Source organism: Amycolatopsis sp. NPDC004378 (assembly GCF_053602455.1).
In genome coordinates, this window is the sequence record NZ_JBSGDR010000042.1 from 14045 (window position 1) to 26738 (window position 12694).

Here is a 12694-nt window from a genome sequence, read left to right on the forward strand (position 1 = left end):
GATGACGATGTCCCGCATTCCCGCCTTACTCGCCGTCGCGCTCGCCGCGTCCGGCCTGGCGATCCTGTCCGGCAGCACGCCCGCCGCGGCTGCCACCTGCCCGGCGACGGCGTCCGGCGGCGCGAGCGTGCCGTTCCGGACCGTCGAAGCCGAGTGTTCCGCCACGAACGGCTCGCCGGTCGGCCCGGACTACACGCAAGGCAGCATCGCCTCGGAAGCGTCCGGGCGGCAGGCCGTGAAGATCACCACCGGCCAGTACGTCGAGTTCACGCTGCCCGCCGCGGCGAACTCGATCAACGTCCACTACAACCTGCCCGACGGCTCCTCCGGCCGGCTTTCGGTGTCCGTCAACGGGTCCACGCTCGCCCTGCCCGTGACCTCTCGCTACACCTATGTGGACACCGGCTTCATCACGGGCTCGAAGACGCACCACTTCTTCGACGACGCGCGCCTGCTGCTCGGGCAGAACCTGGCGGCGGGCGCGAAGGTCCGGGTGCAGGCGAACTCCGGTGACGTCGGCCAGGCGACCATCGACCTCGCCGACTTCGAGCAGGTCGGCGGCGCGGGTTCGCAGCCGGCGAACTCGCTTTCGGTGACCGACTACGGCGCCACGGCGAACGACTCCTCCGACGATTCGCAGGCGTTCCGCAACGCGCTGTCGGCGGCGCGCTCGCAGGGCCGCGAGGTCTGGGTGCCGCCGGGCCGGTTCGAGATCGGGTCGGCACTCCAGATCGACCAGACGACGGTCCGCGGCGCGGGTCAGTGGTACACCGTGTTGCACGGCAACAACATCTTCAACAACGGCAGCGCGTCCGGGAACATCAAGCTGTACGACTTCGCGGTGTTCGGCGATGTGACCGAACGCAACGACGGCAGCCCGGACAACGCGTTCCACGGCGTGCTGGGGAACGGCTCGGTCGTGTCCGGCCTGTGGATCCAGGACACGAAGTGCGGGCTGTGGCTGATGAACGGCGCGTCGTCGAACCTCACCATCGAGAACAACCGCATCCTCGACACCCAGGCCGACGGCGTGAACTTCGACGGTGCCGTCACGAACTCGACGGTGCGCAACAACTACCTGCGCAACAACGGCGACGACGGCCTCGCGCTGTGGTCCAACGGGCAGGCCGACTCGGGCAACTCGCTGCTGAACAACACGATCGTGCAGCCGAACCTGGCCAACGGCATCGCGTTGTACGGCGGGGCGGACAACACGGTCAGCGGCAACCTGGTCCAGGACACCAACGCGCTCGGCGGCGGCTACCTGGTCGCGAACCGGTTCAACTCGGTGCCGCTGTCGGGCACGGTCAAGCTGTCGAACAACACGGCGCTGCGGGCCGGGGCTCTCGACCCGAACTGGCAGTTCGGCGTCGGCGCGTTGTGGTTCGACGCGCGGGACCAGGCGATCACCGGCGTCACGATCCGGGTCACCGGGTTCACCGCGATCCAGAGCCCGTACGAGGCGATCCAGTTCATCGACGGCAACGGCGCCGGCAAGCCGATCCAGGGAATCACGATCGACGGCGTCTCGGTGCAGGGCGCCGGCACGTTCGTCGCGCAGTCGCAGACGCAGGGCTCGGTGTCGATCAGCAACCTGACGGCGTCCGGTGTCGGCGTGACCGGGACGTACAACTGCCCCTACCCGACGTCGATCCCCCGCATGACGTTCGGCGGGTCGGGCAACAGCGGCTGGACCGGCACCTGGAGCGACTGCTCGTCGTGGCCCGCGCCCAACTCGGGCCCGCCGCAGCCGCCGCAGTCCGGGAGCAACGTCGCCCGCGGGAAGGCGATCAGCGCGTCGGCTTCGGTCGGTGGCTTCCCGCCGTCGAACGCCGTGGACGGGGACGCCAACTCGTACTGGGAGAGCGCGAACAACGCGTTCCCGCAGACGCTGACGGTGGACCTCGGCGCGGCGACGTCGATCAACAAGGTCACGCTCAAGCTGCCGCCGTCGTCGGCGTGGGGCGCGCGGACCCAGACGGTGACGATCTCGGGCAGCACGGACGGCGGTTCGTACACGACACTGGTCGGCTCACGCGGCTACGCGTTCGATCCGGCTTCCGGCAACACGGCGTCGGCGTCTTTCACGGCGACGTCACAGCGTTTCGTCCGGTTGACGTTCACCGGCAACACCGGCTGGCCCGCGGGCCAGGTCTCGGAGTTCGAGGTGGCGGCTTCGTAGCTCGGGTTCCGGCAAGCCTGTACCGGTGGGTGACACCGGTACAGGCTTGTCTTACTTTTGCGCCCGGTTGCTGTAAAGTTTCACCTATGACGCGTCGTCTTGCCGAAGTCGCCCGCCAGGTCGGGGTCAGCGAAGCCACGGTCAGCCGGGTCCTCAACGGCCGGTCCGGGGTGTCCGCGAGCACCCGGGCCGCCGTGCTCACCGCGCTGGACGTGATGGGGTACGAGCGGCCCACGCAGCTGCGCGGCGAGCGGGCCCGGCTGGTCGGGCTGGTGCTGCCCGAGCTGCAGAACCCCATCTTCCCCGCGCTGGCCGAGATCATGGGCAACGCCCTCGCCCAGCAGGGGTTCACGCCGGTGCTCTGCACGCGGACCGCGGGCGGGGTGTCGGAGGCGGAGTACGTCGAACTGCTCCTGCAGCAGCAGGTGTCGGGTGTGGTGTTCGCCGGCGGGCTGTACGCGCAGGCGGACGCGGTCCACTCGCACTACCACCACCTGGTCGAGCGGCGGCTGCCGACGGTGCTCATCAACGCGGCCGTCGACCACCTCGGCCTGCCGCAGGTTTCGTGCGACGACGCCGTGGCCGTCGAGCAGGTCGTCGGGCACCTGAGCTCCCTGGGGCACGAGAAGATCGGGCTGGTGCTCGGGCCGTCGGACCACGTGCCGTCCCAGCGCAAGCTCGCGGCGTTCCAGGCGTACGCCGCGAAGCTCGGGTTGCCGGTGCTGGACGAACTGGTCGAGCACGGCATGTTCTCGATCGAAGGCGGCCACGCGGCGGCGGCCCGCCTCTACCCCCGCGGCGCGACGGCGGTGCTCTGCGCGAGCGACCTGCTGGCCCTGGGCGCGGTGCGCGCGGCCCGGCGTCAAGGCTTGTCCGTGCCGGAGGACGTCTCGGTGGTCGGCTACGACGACTCGGCCCTGATGAACTGCACCGACCCGCCCCTGACGACCACCCGCCAGCCCATCGAGGCGATGGGCCGCGCGGTGGTGGAACTGCTGGTGAAACGCATCAACGGCGGCGAAGTGGCGGCGGAGGAACTGCTCTTCGCACCGGAGCTGGTGGTCCGCGGCTCCACCGCCCGCCGCACGGCTTGACCCGACTCCCCAAGGGCGCGACAGCTCCGGCTGTCGCGCCCTTCATCGTCCCACGTGATCAGCGAGCCGACACGCGTGCTTGGAGAGTCGACCTCTCCATCACGCGTGTTGACCTCCTGATCACGCGTGTTGGCCCTTCACGCACGTCGCTTGCGTTTTGCCTTGCCCTGTCGGGCACCAGTCGGCCGCAGCCTGTTCGTAACTTGCAGATTTCCGTCGGGTTATTGCGTCGATCTGGTCTCACACTTTATGGTGACCGCAATCACGTGACAGCCGTCGCGACCCCGAGAAGAGGCTTGAGATGAGCAGTCCCTGGTCCCGATCCGTGCCCCGCCGTGTGTTGTGCCTGCTCGCCGCAGGCGGTCTCACCCTGGGGGTGGCCGCCTGCGGCGACGGTGACAACGCCGCCCAGCCCGGCGGCAAGGTGACGATCACGGTCACCGGCCAGCCGCCGACCAGCCAGCCGTTCGAGCGCAGCGTCTTCGACGCCGACGTCAAGGAGTTCGAGGCGTCCCACCCGAACATCCAGATCCAGCCCCACGAAGGGTTCATGGACCCGAAGACGTTCTCCGCGAAGCTCGCCGGCGGGCAGCTCGAGGACGTCTACTACGTCTACTTCACCGACCCCGCGCAGATCATCGCGCGGCACCAGGCCGCCGACATCACCGAAGCCGTGAAGAGCGTCCCGCACGTCGGCGACATCAAGCCGGAGCTGCTGGACAACTTCCGCGACGCGAACGGCAAGCTCTACGGCCTGCCGACGATGAACTACACCATGGGCCTGCTCTACAGCCGTCCGCTGTTCCAGAAGGCCGGACTCGACCCGGACAAGCCGCCGGCGACCTGGGACGAGGTCCGCGCGGACGCCAAGAAGATCGCCGCGCTCGGCAACGGTGTCGTCGGGTACGCCGACTACAGCAAGAACAACCAGGGCGGCTGGCACCTGACCGGCTGGATGTACTCGATGGGCGGCGACATCGCCCGCAAGGACGGCGACAAGTGGGTCGCCGACTTCGACAACGAAAAGGGCAAGCAGGCCCTGCAGTACCTGCACGACATGCGCTGGACCGACAACTCCATGGGCAGCAAGCAGCTCCTGGAAGCCACGGACGTGCAGCGGATGATGGGTGCCGGCCAGCTCGGCATGTACATGGCCGCCCCGGACAACGTCCCGGTGCTGGTCAAGCAGTTCAACGGCAAGTACGAGGACTACGGCATCGCCGGCATGCCCGGCGGCCAGGGCACGCTGCTCGGCGGCGAGGGCTACATGATCAACCCGAAGGCGTCGCCGGAGAAGATCAAGGCCGGCCTCGAGTGGATCCAGTGGAAGTACCTCAACCCGGACCGCTTCGAGAAGCACATCCAGCAGTACGTCGACGGCAAGCAGCCGGTCGGCCTGCCCGCGGAGCCCACTCCCGACGTCTGGACCGGCTCGGTGCGCGCGCAGCAGCTGGCCCTGAAGGCCAAGTACGCCAACGTCCCCGCGAAGAACTACCAGTCCTATGTGGACACGACCAGCAAGATCAAGGGCAGCATCGAGCCGCCGGGCGCGCAGCAGATCTACGCCGCCCTCGACAGCGTGATGCAGGCCGTGCTGACCGACCAGAACGCCGATATCGACCAGCAGCTGTCGTCGGCGTCGTCGAAGGTCAACAGTGTCCTCGCCCAGGTCAAGTAGCCTGCTCGCCTGGCCCGCGACGTCCTCGTCGCGGGCCAGGCGCCCGGTCGCCTCGCCGGAAGACCGCCGCCGGACCCGGCTCAAGCGCAAGATCCGGGAGAACCTCACCGCGTACGGCCTGCTGTGCGCCGCGCTCGTGGTGTTCGCGCTGTTCTCGTGGTACCCGATCGTGCGCGGGGTGCTGCTGAGCTTCCAGCAGGTCGACTTCGTCAACGCGCCGACGTGGGTCGGGTTCGCCAACTTCGAAAAGCTCTTCGAAGACCCGCTGTTCGGCGTCGCCTGGCGCAACACGCTGCTGTTCACCGGGCTCGCGCTGGTCTTCGGGTTCGCCGTCCCGTTCCTGACGGCGGTGCTGCTCAACGAGATCCGGCACGCGAAGGCGTTCTTCCGGCTCGCCGTCTACCTGCCGGTGATGCTGCCGCCGGTCGTGACGGCGTTGATGTGGAAGTGGTTCTACGACCCGGGTCCCGGTCTGTTCAACTCCGCGCTCGGCGCGGTCGGCCTGCCCGGCGGCCAGTGGCTCGACTCGAGCGGCACGGCGATGCTGTCGCTGGTGTTCGTCTCGACGTGGGCCAACATGGGCAGCACCACGCTCATCTACCTGGCCGCGCTCGGCACGATCCCCGGCGAGCTGTACGAAGCGGCGGAACTGGACGGCGCCGGCCTGTGGAAACGCCTGCGGCACGTGACGTTCCCGCAGACGCGGTTCGTGCTGCTGGTGCTGCTCCTGCTGCAGATCGTCGCGACCATGCAGGTGTTCACCGAGCCGTACGTGATGACCGGCGGCGGGCCGGACGACTCGACGGTCACCGTGCTCCTGCTGCTCTACCGCTACGCCTTCGTCTACAACGACTTCGGCTCGGCGAGCGCGATGAGCCTGCTGCTGTTCGTGGCGCTGGGCGTGTTCTCGGCGTGGTACGTCCGGCTGACGCGGAAGGCGGACCAGTCATGAGGACCCTCGTCTCCCCCAGCGCGCTGCGCAGCCCGCGCGGCAAGGTCGTCTACGGCGTGGTTTTCGCCTGCACGCTGGTGATCTTCATCCTCGCCTTCCTGTTCCCGCTCTACTGGGCGGTCACCGGCGCGATGAAGTCGCCGCAGGAGCTGGCCGCGACACCGGCGACGCTCGTCCCGCGCGAGTGGCACCCGGAAACCTTCGCCGACGCGTGGGACCAGCTGAGCCTGGGCAAGTACTTCCTCAACACGCTCGTCGTCGCGGGCGGCGCGTGGCTGGCTCAGCTGGCCATCGACGTCCCGGCCGCGTTCGCGTTGTCGAAACTGCGGCCGAAGTTCGGCAACGTCGTGCTGGGGCTGATGCTCGCGACGCTGATGCTGCCCGCGACGGCGTTGCTGGTCCCGACGTACGTGACGGTGACGGACCTGCCGCTGGTGCACCTCAACCTGATCAACTCGCCGACCGCCGTCTGGCTGCCCGCCGCGGCGAACGCGTTCAACATCTACCTGCTGAAGCGGTTCTTCGACCAGATCCCGGACGAGCTCATCGAGGCGGCGCGCATCGACGGTGCCGGGCCGGTGCGGACGCTCTGGCGGATCATCCTGCCGATCTCGCGGCCGATCCTGGCCGTGGTGTCGATCCTCGCGGTGGTCACCGCGTGGAAGGACTTCATCTGGCCGCTGCTGGTGTTCCCGGACACCGAAAAGCAGACGCTCTCGGTGATGCTGCAAAGGGTGGCGATCGACATGCCGCTCAACGTGCTCGTCGCCGGGATGGTGCTGGCCAGCCTGCCGATGGTGGCGCTGTTCCTGGCCTTCCAGCGGCAGATCCTCGCCGGGCTGACCGCCGGCAGCATCAAGGGCTGAGCCGGGTTTTCCCAACGATTAGGAGGGGCACTTTCGTGACCGACAACACCGGCTGGTGGCGGAGCGCGGCCATCTACCAGATCTACATCCGCAGCTTCGCGGACGGCAACGGCGACGGCGTCGGCGACCTCGCCGGCGTGCGCGCCCGGCTGGACCACCTGGCCGGCCTGGGGATCGACGCGATCTGGTTCACCCCCTGGTACCCGTCGCCGATGGACGACGGCGGCTACGACGTCGCCGACTTCCGCGACATCGAGCCGCTGTTCGGCACGCTCGCCGAGGCCGAGCAGCTGATCGCCGAGGCGCACGCCCGGGACATCCGCGTGATCATCGACATCGTGCCCAACCACGCCTCCGACGAGCACCGCTGGTTCCAGGCCGCGCTGGCGGCGGGCCCGGGATCGCCGGAGCGGCAACGGTTCTGGTTCCGGCCCGGCCGCGGCCCGGACGGGAGCGAGCCGCCGAACAACTGGAAGTCGCGCTTCGGCGGGTCCGCGTGGACGCGCGTGCCCGACGGCGAGTGGTACCTGCACCTCTACAGCTCGCGCCAGCCGGACTTCAATTGGGACAACCCCGAGATCCGCGCGGAGTTCGAGGACGTGCTGCGGTTCTGGTTCGACCGGGGGGTGGACGGCTTCCGCATCGACGTCGCCGACGGGCTGGTCAAGGACCCGCGGCTGCCCGACGTCGACGAGGGCGACGAGACGCCGTTTTCGGACCAGGAGGGGCTGCACGAGATCTACCGCTCGTGGCGCAAGATCGTCGACAGCTACCCGGGCGAGCGCGTGCTGGTCGGGGAGATGTGGCTGCCGGACATGTCCCGCGCGGCGCGCTACCTGCGCCGCGACGAGCTGCACTCGGCGTTCAACTTCGACTTCCTGGTGTGCCCGTGGGACGCCACGCGCTTCCGAGACGTCATCACGCGCACGCTGCGGGCGCACGACGAGGTCGGCGCGCCGGCGGCGTGGGTGCTGTCGAACCACGACGTCACGCGGCACGTGACGCGTTACGGCCGGCAGGGCGACACGGGGTTCTCGTTCGCGAACCGGCTGCACGAGCTGCCGGTGGACCGCGAGCTGGGCACCCGGCGCGCGCGGGCGGCGGCGTTGCTGACCCTGGCCCTGCCCGGCGGGCTGTACGTCTACCAGGGTGAAGAGCTGGGGCTGTGGGAAGTCCTGGACATCGCGGACGACCTGCGGCAGGACCCGGTGTGGGCGCGGACGAACGGCGCCGACCCGGGCCGCGACGGCTGCCGCGTCCCGCTCCCGTGGTCCGGCGACGAGCCGCCGTTCGGCTTCGGTTCCGGGGGCGCGTGGCTGCCCCAGCCGGCGGAGTGGAAGGCGTACACGGCTTCGGCGGAGGCGGCGGACCCGGACTCGATGCTGTCGCTGTACCGCGCCGGCCTCCGGCTGCGGCGTGACCTCCCGGCGGGCTCGCTGGAGTGGCTTTCGCTGGGCGAAGACGTGCTGGCGTTCCGGCTCGGGCCGGAGTTCACGTTCGCGCTGAACTTCTCGGCGGCACCGGTGCCGTTGCCCGCGGGCGAGGTGCTGCTGGCGAGCGGCCCGGTGACGGACGAACTGCCGACGGACACGGCGGTCTGGCTGCGCGGCTGAAGACGCACCGGAGGCCGTCGCCGAGCGGGCTCGGCGGCAGCCTCCGGTGGATCAAATCCGTTGCGACGGTCCTCGCCGTCCGCGATGGTCGGACGATGGCTCAGTTGGCGGCCCCGGGTTCGCGCTACCACGCGTCGTTCCTCGACGCCCTGCGCGAGTACCACGCCGAGGGCCTGCACAGCGAACTCCGGCCGGACGTCCTCGCCGACCCGGCCCAGTTCCGCCGTTGGGCCGCCGAAGCCGACGCGCCGACGCATCGCGTCTATTGGTGGGTCACCGGAACACGCTTCCTCGGCCGCGCCCGCCTCAACTTCCGGCTCACCGGTGAGCTGCCCGAGTTCGGCGGCCACATCGGATATGACATCCGCCCCACGGCACGCGGCCGGGGGCACGCCACCGCGCTGCTGCGGGCCGTCCTGGGGGCGGCCCGCGACGCGGGCATCGAGCGCGCTCTGCTGACGTGCGGGCCGGACAACCACGCGTCGCGTCGCGTGATCGAACGCAACGGCGGCGTCTTCACGGACGTCAGCTCGGCCGGGCGCCTGCGGTTCTGGTGCCCGACCGCTACTTCGTGAGCTGCAGGATGTCGATGCCCCGGGCGTTGTCGGCCACGTACACGTACTTCCCGTGCCAGTACGGCGCCCAGGCGCTCGCGTCGCCCGGGCGGTAGTAGGCGATCTGGCGGGGGTTCGTCGGGTCGCTGACGTCCAGGAACCGCGTGCCCTGCGAGTAGAACGACTGGACCAGCACCTTGCCCCGCACGTCGAAGTAGTGCGCCGAGCAGTCGTCCGATGCCGGGTCGCTGCCCTCCTGGCCGTTGACGCTCCACGTGCCGATGCTCTGCAGGCGGAACGGCTGCGAAGGCGTCGAACGCCAGCCTTCGCCGTGGTACGAACCCGCCAGGGACGAGATCGTCAGGACGCCGTCGCCCGCGCAGCCGTCGACGAAGTTCTCCTCCGTCGCGTAGATCAGGTCCTGGCCGCGCCACGCGCCGTCGCCGATGCGGTGGCCTGCCGGGTGGAAGCTGTTGTGCATGAAGCGGGACGGGGCCGCCGTCTCGGCGATGCCGCCGCCCGCGTACGGGATCGGCTCGTGCGCGGTGGCGCGGTGGACCTTGCCGGACAGCGGGTCGCGGTGGACCCCGGACGTCCAGTAGCCGCGCACGCCGCCGCGGCCGGACACCCAGGCCACGCCGTCCTCGTCCACCTGGACGTCGTGCACGTAGTCGGTCTTGCCGTCGTTGCGGGCCAGCTCGATCGGCTCCGGGTTCACCTTCGGGTGCCGCGGGTCGCGCACGTCGGTGACCCAGACCGGCCGGCCGCCCCAGTCGGCGGGCTGGTCGTCGGCCTTCGCCGGGCCGCCCGTCCACAGGTAGCGGCAGCCGTCGACGCAGCTGGTCGTGTGGCCGGCCGGGACCTTCGTGTAGCTGAGGATCGCCGGGGCTTCCGGCTTCGAGACGTCGACGACGTAGATGCCGGACTCGCCGGTGTGCGTGGTGCCGCCGAACGCGCGCGGGTCGCGGGAGAGGAACACCAGCTTGCGGTTCTGGTCGACCTCGGTGTCCTCGGTCTCCCACAGGCCCGGCAGGCTGACCTGCCCGACCAGCTTCGGCGCCGCCGAGTCCTTGGTCAGGTCGTACACCTTCAGCCCGAACTCGCCGGACACGACCATCACGTCGCGGCGGCCGTAGTCGAGGAAGTTGACCGAGATGGCGCCGGCCGCGTCGGGCACGTTGCCGACGGGCTTGACGTTCTTGATCGCGCCCGGGTCGCCCAGCGTTCGGGTGGCCGGAACAGCGGGTTTGTCGTCCTCGCCGCAGGCGGCGGCCGGGAGCCCGGTCGCGACCAGCGTGGCGCTGACGGTGACGGCGGCGAAGCACGACCGCAACCAGGTGCGCACGCGAACCTCCCAGAACGCTCAGAGCGTGACCAACCGAACGTACGTCGGAGATCAACCGGACACAACCGTCTTTTGTCGGCTGTTCACTGGTAGGACTGGCGCATGCGCCTGCTCGCCCTGCTCGCCGTCCTGCCCCTCGCCGTCACGGGCTGCTCCGGCTCCGGCCCGGCCCGCCCCGGCGTCCTGTCCGTCGGCATCCGGGAGCCCGCGACGCTCCTGCCCGCCGACGTCGCCGACCAGGCCGGCCGGCTGGTGACGGGCGCGCTGTGGACGCCGCTCGCCGACTACGACGCCGCGTCCGGGAAGCTCACACCCCGGGCGGCCGAGTCCATCGAGAGCACCGACCGGGTGCACTGGACGGTCAAGCTGCGCCCGGCCACCTTCCACGACGGCACCCCGGTGACCGCCCAGTCCTATGTGGACACCTGGCGGGCGGTCGCCGCGGAACACTGGGCGTCGTCATCGGTCTTCACGAAGCTGTTGCGCGCCAAGGAGATCACCGCGCCCGCGCCGGACCGGATCACGGTGACCCTGGACCGGCCGTCCGGTCAGGTGCCCGCGCTGCTCTCGGCGCCGGGTCTCGTGCCGCTGCCCGCGTCGGTGCTCGCGTCCCGCGACTGGAAGGGCTTCGCGACGGCGCCGGTCGGCAACGGCCCGTACCGGCTCGACGGCGCGTGGCGGCCCGGCTCGGGCGGCACGCTGAAGCGCGTCGGCGAAGGCCGGTCCGCCGAGATCGAGCTGCGCGTCGGCGATCCGGCCGCCCAGTACGACGCGGTCAAGGCGGGCACCCTCGACCTCGCCACCGAAGTCCCCGGCGAGAAGCACGAAGCCATGCACGGCGACTTCGCCGACCACCACGCGACCTGGGATCTGCCGCTGGCGGGCTATCTGGCCTTCCCGGTGACGAACCCCCGGTTCGCCGATGCGACGGTCCGCCACGGCTTCGCGCTCGGCGTGGACCGCGCGGCACTGGAAGCCGGGCCGCTGGCGCACCAGGCCGATCCGGCCAAGGCGCTTCTGCCGCCGGTGGACGCCCCCGGCGAGCGGTCCGGCACGTGCCGTCCGTGCAGCTTCGACGCCGCCGCGGGCAAGGCGCTGCTGAGGCAGGCGTCGTTCCCGGGCGGCGCGACCGTCTACTTCGGACCCGACACGGAGGCGTGGACGCGGAAGCTGACAGTGGGCCTGCACAAGGCCTTGGACGTATCCGTTACCGCGCAGGCCGCTCCGGGCGACGGTCCCTCCACTGTGGAGCTCAAGCCGGCGACGGCGAGCCCATACGAGGTGCTGTCCGAGCTGGCCGCCGCGTCGGGGTACGCCGACGACGTGTTCCGCCAGAACCTGGCCCTCGCCGACGCCGCGGCGACCCCCGAGGAGGCGGGCGAGCTGTACCGGCTGGCGGAGAACCAGCTGCTGCGCGACCTCCCGGCGGCGCCGCTGTGGACCGGCCACGGCCACGCGGTCTGGGCCCCGCGGGTCCACGACGTCACGACGACGCCGTTCACCGGCCCGGTCCTGGCGGGCATCGGCGTCTAAACCACCGCGTGCACGGCCAGGGTGTCGATGAACGCGCTGGTCAGTGGGTCCGGGGCCGCCCGCGTGTACGCGACCACGGACCGCCGGACCGGCACCCGGGGGCGCAGGACGCGGCCGTCGAACCGGGCCGGCAGGACGTTCGCCGGGACGAGCGCGGGGCCGAGGCCGGCCGCGGCGAGGATGGGCGCCGCCGCGGTCTGCTCGGTGCGGACCGCCGGGCGCGGCCGGAACCCCGCCGCCGCGCACGTCGCGTCGACCAGCTCGGCGAGGCCGTTGCCCGGGGCGTAGTGCACCCACGCGCAGTCCGCCAGCGTGGCCAGGTCGACGACGCCCTCGGCGCCTTCCGAAGCGCCGTCGGCCGGGAGCACCACGACGAACTCCTCCACGCCCAGCTCCCGCACCGGCCCGGCCCACTCGCCGGGCCGCGGGCCGAGCGCGACGTCGGCTTCGCCCGCGGCCATCGCGTCGCGCAGCTCGTCGGCGTGCCGGAACTCGATCAGCCGGACGTCGACCTCGGGCCGGTCGCGCCGCCACACCCGCAACGCGGGCGGCAGCACGCCGAGGCTCATCGAGTAGACCGTCGCGACCTGCAGCTCCCCCGCCGTCGTGCCGGACGCGAGCCGGGCGGCGCAACGGGCGCGTTCGGCGTCGGCCAGCGCCGCCCGCGCGTGCGGCAGCATCGCCCGGCCCATCGGGGTGAGCCGGACAGTGCGGGGCAGCCGCTCCAGCAGCGGCCCGCCGAGGCTCTGCTCGAGGGCCCGCATCTGGTGGGACAACGCGGGCTGCGTCACGTGCAGCTGTTCGGCGGCTCGGGTGAACGAGCCGGTGTCGACCACCGTGACCAGGTACTCGAGCTGCCGCAGGCTAGTCATGAACA

10 protein-coding genes are annotated in these 12694 nt (G+C 70.8%); 8 read left to right on the forward strand and 2 right to left on the reverse strand.

Going from position 1 to position 12694, the window contains the following annotated elements; genetic code table 11:
- Position 1: 1 nt before the first annotated feature.
- From ACWEN0_RS48445 to ACWEN0_RS48475, 7 genes are all read left to right on the forward strand, one after another.
- Positions 2 to 2182 carry a discoidin domain-containing protein gene (locus ACWEN0_RS48445; protein ID WP_451988515.1) on the forward strand — a complete coding sequence of 727 codons (2181 nt, stop codon included), beginning with the start codon at positions 2 to 4 and terminating at the stop codon, positions 2180 to 2182.
- Between the two features lie 86 nt (positions 2183 to 2268).
- Entirely contained in the window at positions 2269 to 3276 is a 1008-nt protein-coding gene (locus ACWEN0_RS48450) for a LacI family DNA-binding transcriptional regulator (RefSeq protein ID WP_451988516.1), read from the forward strand.
- Positions 3277 to 3577: 301 nt separating this feature from the next.
- Complete coding sequence (locus tag ACWEN0_RS48455) at positions 3578 to 4954, forward strand: ABC transporter substrate-binding protein (protein ID WP_451988517.1); 1377 nt, start codon at positions 3578 to 3580, stop codon at positions 4952 to 4954.
- Positions 4932 to 5906, forward strand: a complete 975-nt coding sequence (locus ACWEN0_RS48460) for a carbohydrate ABC transporter permease (RefSeq protein WP_451988518.1) — start codon at positions 4932 to 4934, stop codon at positions 5904 to 5906. The genes ACWEN0_RS48455 and ACWEN0_RS48460 overlap by 23 nt, the downstream gene beginning before the upstream one ends.
- A complete protein-coding gene (locus ACWEN0_RS48465) occupies positions 5903 to 6772 on the forward strand; it encodes a carbohydrate ABC transporter permease (protein ID WP_451988519.1) in 870 nt (289 codons plus the stop codon). Before ACWEN0_RS48460 ends, ACWEN0_RS48465 begins: the two co-directional genes overlap by 4 nt.
- 35 nt (positions 6773 to 6807) lie before the next feature.
- Positions 6808 to 8385, forward strand: a complete 1578-nt coding sequence (locus tag ACWEN0_RS48470; RefSeq protein ID WP_451988520.1) for a glycoside hydrolase family 13 protein — start codon at positions 6808 to 6810, stop codon at positions 8383 to 8385.
- 95 nt (positions 8386 to 8480) lie between these two features.
- Positions 8481 to 8960, forward strand: coding sequence for a GNAT family N-acetyltransferase (locus ACWEN0_RS48475; protein WP_451988521.1), 480 nt, complete (start codon positions 8481 to 8483; stop codon positions 8958 to 8960).
- Here ACWEN0_RS48475 and ACWEN0_RS48480 read toward each other — a convergent pair.
- Positions 8950 to 10284, reverse strand: coding sequence for an LVIVD repeat-containing protein (locus ACWEN0_RS48480; RefSeq protein WP_451988522.1), 1335 nt, complete (start codon positions 10282 to 10284; stop codon positions 8950 to 8952). The genes ACWEN0_RS48475 and ACWEN0_RS48480 overlap by 11 nt on opposite strands.
- 102 nt (positions 10285 to 10386) lie before the next feature.
- On the opposite strand from ACWEN0_RS48480, the gene ACWEN0_RS48485 reads away from it, so the two are divergent.
- Positions 10387 to 11817: a peptide ABC transporter substrate-binding protein gene (locus tag ACWEN0_RS48485; RefSeq protein ID WP_451988523.1), complete on the forward strand. Its 1431-nt coding sequence runs from the start codon at positions 10387 to 10389 to the stop codon at positions 11815 to 11817.
- Here the strand turns inward: ACWEN0_RS48485 and ACWEN0_RS48490 are convergent.
- Positions 11814 to 12689, reverse strand: a complete 876-nt coding sequence (locus ACWEN0_RS48490) for a LysR family transcriptional regulator (RefSeq protein ID WP_451988524.1) — start codon at positions 12687 to 12689, stop codon at positions 11814 to 11816. The two genes, ACWEN0_RS48485 and ACWEN0_RS48490, sit on opposite strands and share 4 nt — an antisense overlap.
- Positions 12690 to 12694 lie beyond the last annotated feature (5 nt).

Bases quoted from the DNA above. Each gene is read 5' to 3' on its own strand.
- ACWEN0_RS48455 (WP_451988517.1), top strand. From the start codon at position 3,578: ATGAGCAGTCCCTGGTCCCGATCCGTGCCCCGCCGTGTGTTGTGCCTG.
- ACWEN0_RS48450 (WP_451988516.1), top strand. From the start codon at position 2,269: ATGACGCGTCGTCTTGCCGAAGTCGCCCGCCAGGTCGGGGTCAGCGAA.
- ACWEN0_RS48445 (WP_451988515.1), top strand. From the start codon at position 2: ATGACGATGTCCCGCATTCCCGCCTTACTCGCCGTCGCGCTCGCCGCG.
- ACWEN0_RS48485 (WP_451988523.1), top strand. From the start codon at position 10,387: ATGCGCCTGCTCGCCCTGCTCGCCGTCCTGCCCCTCGCCGTCACGGGC.
- ACWEN0_RS48490 (WP_451988524.1), bottom strand. From the start codon at position 12,689: ATGACTAGCCTGCGGCAGCTCGAGTACCTGGTCACGGTGGTCGACACC.
- ACWEN0_RS48465 (WP_451988519.1), top strand. From the start codon at position 5,903: ATGAGGACCCTCGTCTCCCCCAGCGCGCTGCGCAGCCCGCGCGGCAAG.
- ACWEN0_RS48475 (WP_451988521.1), top strand. From the start codon at position 8,481: ATGGCTCAGTTGGCGGCCCCGGGTTCGCGCTACCACGCGTCGTTCCTC.